The sequence below is a fragment of the Pseudomonas sp. BAY1663 genome (assembly GCF_000582595.1).
GTDB lineage: Bacteria > Pseudomonadota > Gammaproteobacteria > Pseudomonadales > Pseudomonadaceae > Stutzerimonas > Stutzerimonas stutzeri_AF.
The window spans coordinates 1-14,373 of record NZ_AZSV01000027.1 but is presented as its reverse complement, the minus strand read 5'-3'; the positions used below and the strand labels follow the sequence as shown (position 1 = coordinate 14,373).

At 67.4% G+C, this 14,373-nt stretch carries 10 protein-coding genes and 5 pseudogenes; 9 read left to right on the top strand and 6 right to left on the bottom strand.

The features are described 5' to 3' along the window. Positions 1-3: 3 nt before the first annotated feature. The 8 genes and pseudogenes from BAY1663_RS09945 to BAY1663_RS09910 all read left to right on the top strand — a co-directional run bounded on the left by BAY1663_RS09945 (position 4) and on the right by BAY1663_RS09910 (position 7,898). On the top strand, positions 4-1,332 hold the full coding sequence (locus BAY1663_RS09945) for a pilus assembly protein TadG-related protein (RefSeq protein ID WP_037040091.1): 1,329 nt from the start codon (positions 4-6) through the stop codon (positions 1,330-1,332). A gap of 9 nt (positions 1,333-1,341) precedes the next feature. Next, positions 1,342-1,809, top strand: coding sequence for a TadE/TadG family type IV pilus assembly protein (locus BAY1663_RS09940; RefSeq protein WP_037040089.1), 468 nt, complete (start codon positions 1,342-1,344; stop codon positions 1,807-1,809). Then, positions 1,809-2,299, top strand: a pseudogene (locus BAY1663_RS09935) (TadE/TadG family type IV pilus assembly protein). The gene BAY1663_RS09940 and the pseudogene BAY1663_RS09935 overlap by 1 nt, the downstream one beginning before the upstream one ends. Next, positions 2,293-3,507 carry an AAA family ATPase gene (locus BAY1663_RS09930; protein ID WP_037040086.1) on the top strand — a complete coding sequence of 405 codons (1,215 nt, stop codon included), beginning with the start codon at positions 2,293-2,295 and terminating at the stop codon, positions 3,505-3,507. The pseudogene BAY1663_RS09935 and the gene BAY1663_RS09930 overlap by 7 nt, the downstream one beginning before the upstream one ends. 2 nt (positions 3,508-3,509) lie before the next feature. Further along, positions 3,510-4,942: pseudogene (locus tag BAY1663_RS09925) on the top strand (CpaF family protein). Next, positions 4,939-5,925 (top strand): type II secretion system F family protein, encoded by a 987-nt coding sequence (locus tag BAY1663_RS09920; RefSeq protein WP_037040084.1) that lies wholly within the window; start codon positions 4,939-4,941, stop codon positions 5,923-5,925. Before BAY1663_RS09925 ends, BAY1663_RS09920 begins: the two are co-directional and overlap by 4 nt. 14 nt (positions 5,926-5,939) lie before the next feature. Then, positions 5,940-6,896: pseudogene (locus BAY1663_RS09915) on the top strand (type II secretion system F family protein); the annotation flags it as partial. Beyond that, complete coding sequence (locus BAY1663_RS09910) at positions 6,870-7,898, top strand: tetratricopeptide repeat protein (protein WP_371257606.1); 1,029 nt, start codon at positions 6,870-6,872, stop codon at positions 7,896-7,898. The pseudogene BAY1663_RS09915 and the gene BAY1663_RS09910, both read left to right, overlap by 27 nt. Before the next feature lie 18 nt (positions 7,899-7,916). On the opposite strand, the gene BAY1663_RS09905 is transcribed toward BAY1663_RS09910, so the two are convergent. The 6 genes and pseudogenes from BAY1663_RS09905 to pqqA form a co-directional block, all read right to left on the bottom strand. Further along, the gene (locus BAY1663_RS09905) at positions 7,917-8,774 is read right to left on the bottom strand and encodes a phosphoserine aminotransferase (RefSeq protein WP_037040082.1); all 858 of its coding nucleotides are present in this window, start codon (positions 8,772-8,774) and stop codon (positions 7,917-7,919) included. After that, positions 8,767-9,866 (bottom strand): annotated as a pseudogene (gene serC, locus BAY1663_RS09900) (3-phosphoserine/phosphohydroxythreonine transaminase). Before serC ends, BAY1663_RS09905 begins: the two are co-directional and overlap by 8 nt. Continuing rightward, positions 9,847-10,350, bottom strand: a complete 504-nt coding sequence (locus tag BAY1663_RS09895) for a urate hydroxylase PuuD (protein WP_037040076.1) — start codon at positions 10,348-10,350, stop codon at positions 9,847-9,849. Before BAY1663_RS09895 ends, serC begins: the two are co-directional and overlap by 20 nt. A gap of 151 nt (positions 10,351-10,501) precedes the next feature. Then, the gene (pqqE, locus tag BAY1663_RS09890) at positions 10,502-11,647 is read right to left on the bottom strand and encodes a pyrroloquinoline quinone biosynthesis protein PqqE (RefSeq protein WP_037040074.1); all 1,146 of its coding nucleotides are present in this window, start codon (positions 11,645-11,647) and stop codon (positions 10,502-10,504) included. Continuing rightward, complete coding sequence (gene pqqD / locus BAY1663_RS09885; protein ID WP_037040071.1) at positions 11,616-11,909, bottom strand: pyrroloquinoline quinone biosynthesis peptide chaperone PqqD; 294 nt, start codon at positions 11,907-11,909, stop codon at positions 11,616-11,618. The genes pqqE and pqqD overlap by 32 nt, the downstream gene beginning before the upstream one ends. 54 nt (positions 11,910-11,963) lie before the next feature. Then, complete coding sequence (pqqA, locus tag BAY1663_RS25910; protein WP_102895324.1) at positions 11,964-12,038, bottom strand: pyrroloquinoline quinone precursor peptide PqqA; 75 nt, start codon at positions 12,036-12,038, stop codon at positions 11,964-11,966. Between the two features lie 414 nt (positions 12,039-12,452). Between pqqA and BAY1663_RS09880 the strand changes: the two are divergent. Next, a pseudogene (locus tag BAY1663_RS09880) lies at positions 12,453-13,971 on the top strand (aldehyde dehydrogenase family protein). The last annotated feature ends 402 nt before the right edge of the window (positions 13,972-14,373 follow it).

The window sequence follows — 14,373 nt, the reverse complement described above, 5'->3', positions numbered from 1 at the left end:
ACGATGAACGCCCTGCGTATGACGCGCCCGCTGCCGCATCGCCAGCGTGGCGCGGTAATGGTGCTGGTGGTCGTGGCATTGGCGACGATGCTGCTGATGGGCGCGCTGGCCCTGGACGGCAGCCACATGCTGGCGAACAAGACGCGCCTGCAGAACGCGGTGGACGCCGCGGCGCTGAGCGGGGCCAAGACCCTGCAGCAGGTCACGGGCTCGGGCAATGCCGGCAGCCTGACGCAGGACGCCGCGCGCGAGACGTTCCGGCGCAATGCCGAGGCGGCCGGCAATGGCGAACTGGCCGGCGCGCTGGGCGACGACCTGGGCAGCATCCTGCGCGTCGACCTCTCTGCCAGCGTCTACGGGCCGTTCTCCTTCCCGGGCCCGGCGGATGCTCGCTACGTGCGCGTCAGCGTGGCGGAACTGCCCCTGGTGGGGTTCCTCTGGGGCATTCTGCAGGCGTTCGGCAATGACACGAACAAGGCGGTGGCGGCGATCGCCACCGCCGGCCCCAGCCCGACCAGCCCCTGCAACATCGCGCCGCTCATGGTGTGCGGCAATCCCGGCCAGCACGATCCGGATGCCGGCATGTTCTGGGGCTATCGCTTCGGCGACCTGGAAGTGCTCAAGGGCGCAGCCGGCAACAGCCCGGCCATCGGCCCGGGCAACTTCCAGCTGATCCGCCTGGGCGACAGCGCCGGCGGCGCGGACGTTCGTGAAGCGCTGGCCGGTGGCATCGAGCAGTGCAACAGCGTCGGCGAGGCGGTGGAAACCGAGCCCGGCAATACCGTCGGCCCGGTTTCGCAGGGCTTCAATACGCGCTTCGGCCAGTATGCCGGCGCACTGTCCAACAACGCTGGCGAATACCCGCCCGATCTGGTCACCGACTACAGCTCGCCGGCCATCAGCTACAACAACGCCACGGCGCAGGCCGAGTATCAGGGCCAGGCGGTGAGCTCGAACGCCGGCAACCTTTCGACCGCGAGCGCGGCGCTGCTCGACTACAACGACTGGCGCCAGCGCGTGGCCGACTGCCCCAATGGCTGCCGGGCGGACGGGGTATTCGAACGGCGCATGCTAAAGATCGTGCTGGGCGATTGCAGTGGCAGCTCCGGGGGCCAGACCTCGGTGCCGGTACTGGGCTTCGGCTGTTTCTTCCTGGTGCAGCCGCTGCCCACCGGCACCGGCAACGAGGCCCAGATCTTCGGCCAGTTCGTCAGCGAATGCGAGGGCGACAACGTGCCCGATAGCGACCCGGTGAACGACGGCGGCCCGCAGATCATCCAGCTGTTCAAGACCTATATCGACAACAACCGGACGCCGAGCAGCGACTCGTAGGAGGCGGCCATGGCAACCCAGGGATTTCGCGCACGGACACAACGCGGTGTCGCGATGGTCGAGCTGGCCATCGCGCTGCCGCTGTTGTTGCTGTTGCTGCTGGCGATCGGCGAGGTAGGGCGGTTGCTGTTCCAGTACAACAGCCTGCTGCAGGCCAGCCGCGATGCCAGCCGTTTCGTCGCCGGCCAGGCCTGGAATCGCACCCTGGGCCGCATGGAACTGACGACGGCCTTGCAGGAGCAGGCCCGCTCGCTGGCGGTGTACGGCATGCCGGTCGCGCAGGCCGGCAGCCAGCCGCTGGTGCGCGGCCTGAGCCCCGCGCACGTGGCGGTCAGCGTGCAGGGCAGCGATCACGTCCAGGTCAGCATCACCTATCCGTTCCAGCCGGTTATCGGGAGCGGCCTGCCGGACTTCGGCGCCGGCCGGGTCCCGCTGGCATTCCCGCTGGTGGCCACCACCGTGATGAGGGCGCTGTGATGAACGCGAAACGCATGCGTGGCGTGTACGTGGTGGAGTTCGCCATCGTCGGGCTGCTGCTGTTCGTCCTGCTGTTCGGCGTGCTGGAGATGGGCCGGCTGTTCTTCACCGTCAACGCGCTCAATGAAACGGTTCGCCGTGGCGCGCGCCTGGCCGCGGTGTGCGAGATCCACGAACCGCGCATCCTGCGCCGGGCGATCTTCAACGCCGCCGAGGATGCCGGCGCCAGCAGCCTGATCGCCAGCCTGGAGACCGCCGACCTGACCCTGGTCTACCTGGACGGCAACGGTGCGGCGATCGCCACGCCGGGCGCTGCCGGCTTCGGTGCCATCCGCTATGTCCAGCTGCGCGTGGACAACTTCACCTTCGACCTGCTGATTCCTGCATGCAGGGCCTGTTCACCCTGCCGCCGTTCCTGTCGACGCTGCCGCGCGAAAGCCTCGGGCGCCATGCCGAGCCCGGTGTTTCTCCGGAGATCACCCCATGCTGAATACCGCCGAAGTCTCCACCCCCACGGCCAGCCGCCAGGCGCTGCGGATGCTGATCAGCAGCCGCGATGCCGCCGCGCTGGCGCGCCTGAAGGCGATGATCCAGCCACTGGCCGGTTTGCAGGTCAGCACGCGGCTGGTGAGCAACGGCCACACCGACCCGCTGTACGGGCTGGAACAGCGGCCGGACATGCTGTTGCTGCACGTCAGCCAGCTGTGGCGCGAGGAACTGGGCGCGCTGCAGCAGCACCCGGCCCAGCAGCGCCCGCCGCTGCTGGTCTGTGGCCCGCTGGAGAACCGCGATTGCATGCGCCTGGCGATGCAGGCCGGCGCGCGGGACTTCCTGCCGGAGCCGGTGGTGGCGCATGAGCTGCTCGCCGCGATTGGCCGGATCTCGCTGGAAGCGCGGGACGGCCAGGCGGGCGGCGGCAAGCTGATCGCGATCATGAACGCCAAGGGCGGCTCCGGCGCGACGATGCTGGCCTGCAACCTGGCCCACACGCTGAGCGCCCATGGCCGGCGCACGCTGCTGCTGGATCTGGACCTGCAGTTCGGCAGCGTCGCCCATTGCCTGGACGTGCACCCCGCGCACAGCCATATGGAGGTCCTGCAGCGGATCGACGACCTGGACGGCGTCGCGCTGCACGGCTTCTGCAGCCACTTCAGCCCGACGCTCGATGTGCTGGGCGGGCGCGCCGGCGAGCTGTGCCTGACCCAGGACGTACAGCTGGAACAGCTCGAGGGGCTGCTGGCCCTGGCACGGACCACGTACGACTGGGTGGTGATCGATCTGCCGCGGCAGATCGATCACCTCACCGGCATCAGCCTGGAGCAGGCCGACCAGGTCTACGTGGTGCTGCAGCAGTCGCTCAGCCATCTCAAGGATGCCGCGCGCCTGGTGCGGATCATGCGCGAGGACCTCGGCATTCACGGCGACCGTCTGCAGGTCGTGGTCAATCGCTACGACAAGTCGGCGCCGGTCAGCCTCAAGGACATCACCGACGCCCTGCATTGCGGCGAGCCCCAGCGGCTGCCGAACGACTATGCGGTGATCAATGAAAGCCAGAACACCGGTGTGCCGCTGGGCCTGCATGCGCCGCGCGCGGCGCTGGCCCAGGGCATCCGTCAGCTGAGCCTGGGCCTGATCGGTCACGAAGCCGCCGAGTCGGGCCTGCTCAAGCGTACTTTCGGCCGACTATTCAGGGGATGACCATGCTCAGCGAATTGCGCAACCGCCTGCAGGCAGGCAAGCGAACCCCGGCCAGGCAGCCGGAACCCAGTGCCGAGCCCATGCGGGCCGATACCGCCATGGCCTGGGAAAGCGTGGCGGCCGAACCGCCGTACGAGACCCGCAGCCAGCTCAATCCGACCGATGCCGAATGGCGGGAAAGGATCTACCAGCAACTGCTCAAGGTCATGGACCTGTCGCTGCTCGACTCCCTCGAACCAGCCGACGCGGTGTGGCAGATTCGCGAGATCTGCCAGCGCCTGCTCGACGAGCATGCCGCGCCGGTCAGCGCCGCAGGCCGGCAGCAGATCATCAAGCAGATCACCGACGAGGTGCTCGGCCTGGGCCCGCTGGAGCCGCTGCTGGCCGACGGCACGGTATCGGACATCCTGGTCAACGGTCATGCCTCGGTCTATGTCGAGCGCCACGGCAAGCTGCAGCGTACCGACGTGCGCTTTCGCGACGACCGCCACCTGCTCAACATCATCGACCGCATCGTTTCCACGCTGGGCCGGCGCATCGACGAATCCTCGCCGCTGGTGGATGCGCGGCTGAAGGATGGGTCACGCGTCAACGCGATCATCCCGCCGCTGGCCATCGACGGCCCGAGCCTGTCGATCCGCCGCTTCGCGGTGGACCTGCTGAACGCCGAGAGCCTGATCCAGATGGGCACCCTGACCCCGGCCATCGCCTGGTGCTCAAGGCCATCGTGCGCGGCCGGCTCAACGTGCTGGTATCCGGCGGCACCGGCACCGGCAAGACCACCATGCTCAACGTGCTGTCGAGCTTCATCCCGCACAACGAACGCATCGTCACCATCGAGGATTCGGCCGAGCTGCAATTGCAGCAACCCCATGTGGTGCGGCTGGAAACGCGTCCGGCCAATATCGAGGGGCGGGGCGAGGTCAACCAGCGCGAGCTGGTGCGCAACAGCCTGCGCATGCGCCCGGATCGCATCGTCATCGGCGAGGTGCGCGGCCCGGAGGCGCTGGACATGCTGGCGGCGATGAACACCGGCCACGACGGCTCGATCACCACCATCCACGCCAATACCGCGCGCGATGCCCTGAGCCGCATCGAGAACATGGTGTCGATGAGCGGCGCGACCTTCCCGACCAAGGCCCTGCGCCAGCAGATCGCCTCGGCCATCGACCTGGTGATCCAGCTCGAACGCCAGGAGGACGGCAAGCGCCGGCTGGTCAGCGTCCAGGAGATCAATGGCATGGAAGGCGAGGTGATCACCATGACCGAGATCTTCGCCTTCGAACGCCACGGCATCGGCGAGCATGGCGCAGTGCTCGGCGACTACCGGCCGACCGGCATGGTGCCGGGTTTCCGCGACGTGCTGGCCAAGCGCGGCATCGAGCTGCCGCTGGAACTGTTCCGCCCGGACTGGATGGAGGCCCTGCAGCCATGAGCCAGATTCCCAGCGAATTCCTTCTGATTTTCCTCGGCATGGTCTTCGTCGCGGTGTTCCTGCTCAGCCAGGGCCTGACGGTGCCGGTATTCGGCGAGGCGGGGCGGGTGCGCAAGCGCATCCGGGCACGCCTGCATCTTCTCGAACAGGCCAGCGAGCTGCCGAACATGCAGGTGCTGCTGCGCCAGAAGTACCTCAAGCGCCTGTCTCCGCTGGACGCGGCGCTGGAGCAATTGCCGCTGATGGACAGGCTGGCGCAGCTGATCGAGCAGAGCGGGCACCACTACCGTGCCCATCGCGTCGTGCTGCTCGGTGTGCTGCTGACCATGCTGGTGGCCGTGACCGGCTGGCTGCTGACGCATCTGTGGTGGCTGGCGCTGCCGCTGGGGTTCCTGGCGTTCTGGCTGCCGATCCTGAAGATCGGCCGCGAGCGTGGCCGGCGTTTCGCCGCGTTCGAGGAGGGCCTGGCCGATGCGCTGGATGCCATGTGCCGGGCCCTGCGCGCAGGCCATCCGTTCAACGAGACGCTGCGCCTGGTGGCCGAGGAGCAGAAGGGTGCGGTGGCCGAGGAGTTCGGCCTGACCTTCGCCGACATCAACTACGGCAACGACGTGCGCCGCGCCATGCTCGGCCTGCTCGAACGGGTGCCCAGCATGACGGTGATGATGCTGGTGACCAGCATCCTCATCCATCGCGAAACCGGCGGTAACCTGACCGAGGTGCTGGAGCGCCTGAGCCGGCTGATCCGTGGCCGCTTCCGTTTCCAGCGCAAGGTCAGGACGCTGTCGGCCGAGGGACGCATGTCGGCCTGGGTGCTGATTTCCGTGCCCTTCGTGCTGGCCGCCGGGATCATGCTGACCACGCCGGAGTACCTGCCGCTGCTGATCAACGAGCCGATCGGGCAGAAACTCAGCATGGCGGCGTTCGGCGCCATGCTGGTGGGCATCTTCTGGATTCGCCGGATCATCCGCATCCAGGTTTGAGCGAGGGCGCGATCATGGACTATCTGTACGGTCTGGTTGCAAGCGTGGTCGGCGACGAACAACTGGTGCGCCTGGTCTTCCTGCTGACGGTCGCCTTGAGCGTGGCGCTGGCGGTGGGCACCATGGCCGTGCTGGTGATGGGGCTGCAGGACCCGGTACGGCGGCGCCTGGCGGTGATCAAGCGCGGTGGCGAGCGGGGCGCCGGCGAAGCGCCGCAGGGCCATCTGCAACTGCTGCTGGAGCAACTGGGGCAGCGCTTCGTCAGCCCCGACGACAAGCAGGTGTCCGGCACCCGGACGTTGCTGCAGCACGCCGGTTACCGCTCGCCCTCGGCGGTGCAGATGTACTGGGCGATCCGCCTGTTGCTGCCGCTGGTGCTGCTGGTCGCGACCCTGCTGGGGCTGCCGGTGGTGACCAATCCCACTCTGCTGCACGGGCTGCTGGCCGCCGGGCTGGCGGTCGGCCTGGGCTGGCTGGCACCGGCGCTGTTCGTCGAGAAGCGCAAGGTTGCACGGCAGACGCGCCTGCGCGGGGCCTTCCCCGATGCCCTCGATCTGATGGTGGTCTGCGTGGAGTCGGGCCTGGCATTGCCGCAGGCCATCGAGCGGGTCGCCGAGGAGCTGGCGGTGAGCCAGGCCGAGCTGGCCGAGGAGCTGGCGATGGTGAATGCCGAGATTCGCGCCGGCATCCCCAGTGCGATGGCACTGGCGCATCTGGCCGAGCGTACCGGCCTGGAAGATGTGCGCGGGCTGGTCAGCCTGCTGGCACAGAGCATCCGCTTCGGGACCAGCGTCGCCGACACCCTGCGCGTCTATGCCGAGGAGTTTCGCGACCGGCGGACCCAGGCGGCCGAGGAACGGGCTGCCAAGATCGGTACCAAGCTGGTGTTCCCGCTGATTTTCTGCCTGTGGCCGAGCTTTTTCCTGGTCGCCATCGGCCCCGCCATGATCGGCGTTCTCAAAGCTTCGGGAGATTGTGAGATGAGAAGAATCAGTCTGCTGCTGACCCTGACGGCCGTGCTTGCCGGCTGCCAGTCCATGGGGCCGGAGCCTAGCGAACGTTCCATCTACTCCGGCAACAATTCGGTGCTGTACCGGGCCCGCCAGCAGGCCGGCTCGCTGGAGCAGGCGTTGCAGCTTGCCGACCTGGCCTATCGGGCGGGCGACCTGGATCAGGCGCTGTTCCAGTACCTGCGCGCGCTGGAGCTCGATCCCAAGCGCCACTCCGCGCTGGTCTGGGTGGGGCGGATCCATCGTGAGCGCGGCAATATCCAGCTCGCCGAGCTGGCCTTCGACGAGGTGCTGCGCAGTTCGCCCGACGATCTCGAGGCGCTGGCCGAGATGGGCATGCTGCAGCTGGCCAAGCGCGACCAGGAGAAGGCCCGCGCGCTGCTCTACAGGGCGCTGCTGCTCGACCAGCGGCGACTCGCCGGCGAACTCCCGGCCGGGCTGCCGGCGCCGGATGCGCTCGTGGTGGACCGGCAGTCGCCCGTACGCCTGTACAACGCGCTCGGCGTGCTGGCCGACCTGACCAACGATTTCCCCCTGGCCGAGCGCTATTACCGGCTGGCCCTGCAGGTCGAGCCGCGTTCGCTGCTGGTACACAACAGCCTCGGCTATTCCTACTACATGGCCGGTCGCTGGCAGGAGGCCGAGCGCACCTACAGCCGTGCCCTCGACCACGGCAGCGACTACGCGCCGCTGTGGCGCAACTACGGTCTGCTGATGGCCCGCACGGCGCGCTATGAAGAGGCGTTATCGGCCTTCGAGCAGATCGGCTCGCGGGCGCAGGCCAGCAACGACGTGGGCTATGTCTGCCTCGTCGAAGGCAAGCTGAACGAGGCCGAGCAGTTCTTCCGCAGTGCGCTGGAGCAGTCGCCGTCGCACTACGCCACGGCCTGGGAGAACCTGGAGCGCGTGCGCCAGCTACGCAAGATCCGCCAGCTCGGGCTGGGCATGGCCGATCCGACATAGCCGTGGCGGCTGACGGCGTCAGCCCCGCTGGGCCTGCAACAAGCGGCGCGCCAGCCAGGGCCCCTGGCGCAGCAGCGCCGCATGGACCTGCACCAGTTGCGCCCCGGCATTCAGGCGGGCATCCAGGTGTTGCGCGGTCTGGATGCCGCCGACCGACAACAACGCCAGCTCTGGCCCGCAGAAGCGGCGCAGGTGTTCGATCTGGCGACAGGCCTGGGCCTGCCGCGGCTCGTGCTGCCAGTCGCGGTAGCGCTGGCGTGTCGCGGGCGGCCCGGGGTCGTGGGCGGCGAGCAGGCCGTCGAACCCCAGCTCCAGCAGCAGCCCGACGAGGGAAAAGGGGATCTGCCCGGGCAGACAGCGCAGCTTCGCCAGCAGCGGTACCCGGCGTGCGCCCGAATGGTTCAGCTGCTGTTGCTGCTCGCGCAGCGCGGCGAGCAACTGGCGCAAGCGCGCATCCTGTTGCAGCAACGGCACACTGGCGGGGCCGATCAGGTTGAGCACCAGGTAGTCGCCATGCGCCCAGGCGTCACGCAGCAGGGCACAGCTTTGCGCCGCCGAGCGCCTGGCGTCCAGGGTCAGGTTGATGCCCAGGCGCGCCTCGCCGGGGGCTGCCGGCCTGAGCCTGGCGACCCCCTCGGCGGTCAGGCTGCCGATCTCGTTGAAGCCCATGCCCAGCGCCGCGACCCGCCGGGCGAGGCGGCCGTCGCGGTCGAAGCCGGCGGCGATGCCCAGGGGGGAGGGGAAATGCAGGCCCATCACGCTGAGCGGCCGGCTGGGCGCCGGGCCCGGCATACGGCACGCGAGGCTGACGAGGTCCAGCGCGAGCCGCTGTGCCAGCCGGCTGCGCAGGGCCGCAAAGCTGCTTCGCTCAGCCATGGAGACGCTCGAAATCGTTCATGAACGCCGTCAGGCGCTCCACGCCGGCCAGCGGCATGGCGTTATAGAGGCTGGCGCGCACGCCGCCGATGGCGCCGTGGCCACGCAGGTTCAACAGGCCATCGTCTGCCGCCCGGGCAAGGAACGTCTCGAGCAGGCGCGCATCGGCCAGCTGAAAGCACACGTTGATCGTCGAGCGGTCCGCGGGCTGCTGTGGGCATCGGTAGAACTCGCTGGTGTCGATGCGCCGATACAGCCGTCGACTTCTCTCCCGGGCGGCCGTGGCCATTGCGGCAAGCCCGCCGCGACGGGCGATCCAGCGCAGCATCAGCCCGGCGACGTACAGGGCGAAGGTCGGCGGGGTATTGAAACGGCTGTCCTGCTCGGCCTGCACGGCATAGCTGAACGCCGCGGGCAAACCGCGTGGCGGAGCCCGCAGCAGGTCGTCGCGGACGATCACCAGGCACAGGCCGGCCACGCCGAGGTTCTTCTGGGCGCTGGCATAGATCAGCCCGAAGCGCTCGACGGGCACCGGGCGGGTGAGGAAATCCGAGGTCATGTCCGCCACCAGCGGCACCGCCAGGTCGGGGAAGTCGTGCACCTGCAGGCCGTTGCCGGTTTCGTTGCTGGTGATGTGGCAGTAGCCGGCATCCGGGGCCAGCTGCCAGCGCTCGAACGGGGGCAGGGCGGTGAACGCCTCGGCTGCACCGCTGGCGACGATGTTCACCGGCGCGTGCCGGCGCGCCTCGGCGATGGCCTTGCGCGCCCAGTGGCCGCTGTCCAGGTAATCGGCGCATTGCCCGGTTCGCAGCAGGTTGAGCGGCAGCAGGCCGAACTGTGCGCTGGCGCCGCCCTGCAGGAAGAGCACCCGGTAGTTGGGCGGAATCGCCAGCAGTGCACGCAGCTGCTGCTCGATCTCGGCCATCAGCTGCTTGAAGCGGTGCCGGTAAAGGGTTGTTCCAGTATGGACAGCGCGCTGCCTTGCCAGTCCGGCAGTTCCTCGCGAATCTGCGCCAGCACCTCGGCCGGCAGCATCGCCGGGCCGGCGGCGAAGTTGTAGCGCCCGGGCCGCTCAGAAGAGATGCAGACCATGACCGCCGGCCGCCATCAGAAACAGCAGAGGGAAGGACAGGATGGTGTTGCTGCGCGAGGAGAGGAAGGTGATCCGCGAGCAGCGCACCCGTTCCTCCAGCGTCGCCGGGACGAAGCCGAGCAGCTTCTTCTGGTGTGGCCAGAGCACCAGCCAGAGGTTGAGCAGCATCGCCGTGCCGATCCAGGCGCCGAGGCCGATCACCGCCAGCGGGCCTTGCAGCAACAGGGCATCGGGCAGCCAGCCGCGTTGCCAGAGCAGCGTCATGCCGGATGCCCAGACTACCAGCGAGGCATAGCGGAAGATGCCGTGCTCGCGTTTCATCCGGGCTTCCAGGTCGCGGTTCAGCGTGGCGACGTCGATGCCGTTCTGCAAGGGCACGAAGCGCGGGTTCTGCACGAAGTTGGCATAGTTGTGGCCGACCCAGACCAGTGCGAACAGCAGGTGCGCGTAGCGGGCCAGCAGGTCGAGCAGGGGCAGTTGCATGGCGCCTCCTGGGAGCCGTTGGTGATTCAAACCGAGGGGCTGTCGCCGGCAAGGACTCGGCGTCCCCCCGGGCTCCTACACCAGCCAGCGCAGCAGCAGGTAGCAGCCGAGCGTCAGGGCGACGCCGGCGCCGATGGTGCCGGCGAAGGAGTCATGGGGCAGTTTCAAGGTCCACCCCCGGGCTGGCATGGCGGGCGATCAGCTGGCCTTGTGGCCGCGTCGCATCCTGCGCCAGTTCGACGGCCTGGCGGATCAGCTGGTGATGCGGCGACTTGCTGCACGCCGGATCGGTATTGGCACCGTTGCCGGTCAGCAGCAGCGCCTGGCAGCGGCAGCCACCGAAATCCTTTTCCTTCTCGTCGCAGCTGCGGCAGGGCTCGGGCATCCAGGCGTCGCCGCGGTAGAGGTCGAACACCGGCGAGTCGTGCCAGATCCGTTCCAGCCGCTGCTGGCGCACGTTGGGGAAGGTGAGGTCCTTGAAGTTGCTGGCCTGCGAGCAGGGCAGCACGTTGCCGTTGGGCGCGATGGTCACGTGGATGGCGCCCCAGCCGTTCATGCAGGCCTTGGGCCGGCCCTCGTAATAGTCGGGGATGACGAAGAAGATGGTCAGGCGGTCGCCGTAGCGCTCGCGGGCCTTGCGCACCGCGGCCTCGGCGCGCTGCAGCTCGGCGTGGGTCGGCATCAGCTGGTCACGGTTGAGCAGCGCCCAGTTGTAGTACTGCACGTTGGCCAGTTCGACGTACTCGATGCCCAGCTCGACGGCGAACGCGATGATTTCCGGCACCTGGCCGATGTTCTGCCGGGTGATCGGCACGTTGAGCACCATGGGGAAGTCCATGGCCTTGATCAGCCGCGCCATGCCGAGCTTGCGCTTCCAGGCATCGACGCCGGCGAGCTGGCGCGCCACGCTGCGGTCGGTGGACTGGAAGCCGAGCTGGATGTGCCGCAGCCCGGCCGCCTTCAGGGCGCGCAGGCGGGCCTCGGTCAAACCGATGCCGGAGGTGATCAGGTTGGTGTAGTAGCCCATGCGGTCGGCTTCGGCGACCAGCGTTTCGAGGTCCTTGCGCAGGGTCGGTTCGCCGCCGGAGAAACCGATCTGCATCGCGCCCATGGCACGCGCCTGGGCCATCACGTCGATCCATTCGGCGGTGCTCAGCTCGTCCTGGCGGTAATCGGCGAAGTTGCGCGGGTTGCTGCAGAACACGCACTGCAGCGGGCACTGATAGGTCAGCTCCAGCAGCAACCAGACCGGGTTGCCATGGCCATCAAGCCTTGGCGCGGATCCAGCCCTTGGCATGGGACACCTCCAGGAAATTCAGGACGCTGGCACGGATCGCGCCGTCAGCGGATGCGTGGTAGACGCGGCTCAGTTGCTCGATCAGCTCGGCGACGCTGGTCTGGCCGTCGCAGCGCTGCAGTATTTCGCCACCGGTGGCGTTCAGCTTGACGATGCCTTCGGGGTAGAGCAGCACATGGGCCTGTTGCGACGCCTCCCAGCGAAACAGGAAGGGCGGGCGGATTTCATAGCAGCTGGCTGGCGATATGTGTGTCGTTGTCATATGCAATTCCTCGCTCGGCCGGCGTGGCGGCGGGGCGCCACGCCGGCCGGGGGCTCAGCGTACGTAGACGTACGCGGTGACTTCGAAGCCCAGACGCAGGTCGCAGAACTGCGGATCGATCCACTGCATGGCGTATCTCCTTAAGCAAGGGTTGGTTCAGGGGAAGCGTTGTCGCAGTTCGAAGCTAAGGCGCTTCGCGGGGGCGACTAATAGGACTTTCGCAGCGGTTTTCCGGGTATTTGGTCGTGTTTTTTCGGCGTCGGAGAAATATTTGCATTGCCCTGCAACGCCCTTGTCCATGGTCATTTCCGTGTGTCCGGAACGGCCTAAACTGGCTTGTTTTTTTACAAGGAAAGCGTCTCCGCCGCCGGGCCTGGCGGCACCTCGACGCCGCGCCCAGCGCCGTTGGCATCTACTACCAAATGAGGAGTCCTCCGCTGCCATGGGGGCATACCGGAGGCCGGAGGGCACTGCCTAAGATCGGTCCATGCCCTGCGCACGTTCCGACGCAGGCTCTGACAAGCAGAGAAAGAGAGGCCCATCATGATCTACGCCCAACCCGGTACCGCAGGCGCCGTCGTTTCCTTCAAGCCACGCTACGGCAACTACATCGGTGGTGAATTCGTACCGCCGGTCAAAGGCGAGTATTTCGTCAACACCTCGCCGGTCAACGGCGAAGTGATCGCCGAGTTTCCGCGTTCGGGCGCCGAAGACGTCGAGAAGGCTCTGGACGCCGCCCATGCGGCAGCCGATGCCTGGGGCCGCACCTCAGTGCAGGATCGCGCCAACATCCTGCTGAAGATCGCCGATCGCATCGAAGCCAACCTGGAAAAGCTCGCCGTCGCCGAAACCTGGGACAACGGCAAGGCCGTGCGCGAGACGCTCAACGCCGACGTGCCGCTGGCCGCCGACCACTTCCGCTACTTCGCCGGCTGCATCCGCGCCCAGGAAGGCAGCGCCGCCGAGATCAACGAACACACCGCGGCCTACCACTTCCACGAGCCGCTGGGCGTGGTCGGGCAGATCATCCCGTGGAACTTCCCGCTGCTGATGGCCGCCTGGAAGCTGGCCCCGGCCCTGGCGGCCGGTAACTGCGTGGTGCTCAAGCCCGCCGAGCAGACGCCGCTGTCGATCATGGTTTTCGCCGAGGTGATCGGCGACCTGCTGCCGCCGGGTGTGCTGAACATCGTCCAGGGCTTCGGCAAGGAAGCGGGCCAGGCGCTGGCCACCAGCACCCGTATCGCCAAGATCGCCTTCACCGGCTCCACCCCGGTGGGCGCGCACATCATGCGTTGCGCGGCCGAGAACATCATCCCCAGCACCGTGGAGCTGGGTGGCAAGAGCCCGAACATCTTCTTCGAGGACATCATGCAGGCCGAACCGGCCTTCATCGAGAAGGCTGCCGAAGGCCTGGTGCTGGCGTTCTTCAACCAGGGCGAGGTGTGCACCTGCCCGTCGCGCGCACTGATCCAGGAATCGATCTTCGAACCGTTCATGAACGAGGTGATGAAGAAGGTCAAGCAGATCAAGCGCGGCAACCCGCTGGATACCGACACCATGGTCGGCGCCCAGGCGTCCGAGCAGCAGTTCGACAAGATCCTCTCCTACCTGGACATCGCCCAGCAGGAGGGCGCCCAGGTGCTCACCGGCGGCGCCGCGGAAAACTCGAGGGCGGCCTGGCAAGCGGTTACTACATCCAGCCGACCCTGCTCAAGGGGCACAACCAGATGCGCGTGTTCCAGGAGGAAATCTTCGGGCCGGTGGTCGGCGTCACCACCTTCAAGGACGAGGCCGAGGCGCTGGCCATCGCCAACGACACCGAATTCGGCCTCGGCGCCGGCGTCTGGACCCGCGACATCAACCGCGCCTACCGCATGGGCCGCGGCATCAAGCCGGCCGGGTGTGGACCAACTGCTACCATCTGTATCCGGCGCATGCCGCATTCGGTGGCTACAAGAAGTCCGGCGTCGGTCGCGAGACCCACAAGATGATGCTCGACCACTACCAGCAGACCAAGAACCTGCTGGTCAGCTACGACGTCAATCCGCTCGGCTTCTTCTGATGAGGGCCCCGGCACGCGTGCTCCCGCGTGCCGGTTCATTTGCTGCGCACTTCATTGTGCGGGACCTGTTCCGCTTCAGCTGTATCCCCCTTCCCGGACGGACGGTCCATCGCAACGCGGCTTCGGCCGCGTTTTTTTAGGTTCATCGTGCTTTCTTGGGGAAGCAAGGATTGACACCGGACTGGCAAGATTAGGTGTTGCTGCCATTTGGTTTGGGCTTGCGCTTGGTGATCAGGGCGCTTACCGAGTGTGCTGACACTTCTGGTTTCGGCCCCCCGGCCGAGTCACTTGACTCGCTTCGCTCGCCCTTCGGGCCAGCCTGCGGCTGTTACTCCGCTACGCTCCGTATCTCGTTGCTCGCCGAGAAAGTAAGCAAAGAAGAAGGGCACCCGACATCCGGGT

Excerpts from the sequence above, each read along its gene's own strand:
- BAY1663_RS09945 (WP_037040091.1), top strand. The coding sequence starts at position 4 with ATGAACGCCCTGCGTATGACGCGCCCGCTGCCGCATCGCCAGCGTGGC.
- BAY1663_RS09940 (WP_037040089.1), top strand. The coding sequence starts at position 1,342 with ATGGCAACCCAGGGATTTCGCGCACGGACACAACGCGGTGTCGCGATG.
- BAY1663_RS09930 (WP_037040086.1), top strand. The coding sequence starts at position 2,293 with ATGCTGAATACCGCCGAAGTCTCCACCCCCACGGCCAGCCGCCAGGCG.
- BAY1663_RS09920 (WP_037040084.1), top strand. The coding sequence starts at position 4,939 with ATGAGCCAGATTCCCAGCGAATTCCTTCTGATTTTCCTCGGCATGGTC.
- BAY1663_RS09910 (WP_371257606.1), top strand. The coding sequence starts at position 6,870 with ATGATCGGCGTTCTCAAAGCTTCGGGAGATTGTGAGATGAGAAGAATC.
- BAY1663_RS09905 (WP_037040082.1), bottom strand. The coding sequence starts at position 8,774 with ATGGCTGAGCGAAGCAGCTTTGCGGCCCTGCGCAGCCGGCTGGCACAG.
- BAY1663_RS09895 (WP_037040076.1), bottom strand. The coding sequence starts at position 10,350 with ATGCAACTGCCCCTGCTCGACCTGCTGGCCCGCTACGCGCACCTGCTG.
- pqqE (WP_037040074.1), bottom strand. The coding sequence starts at position 11,647 with ATGCCAAGGGCTGGATCCGCGCCAAGGCTTGATGGCCATGGCAACCCG.
- pqqD (WP_037040071.1), bottom strand. The coding sequence starts at position 11,909 with ATGACAACGACACACATATCGCCAGCCAGCTGCTATGAAATCCGCCCG.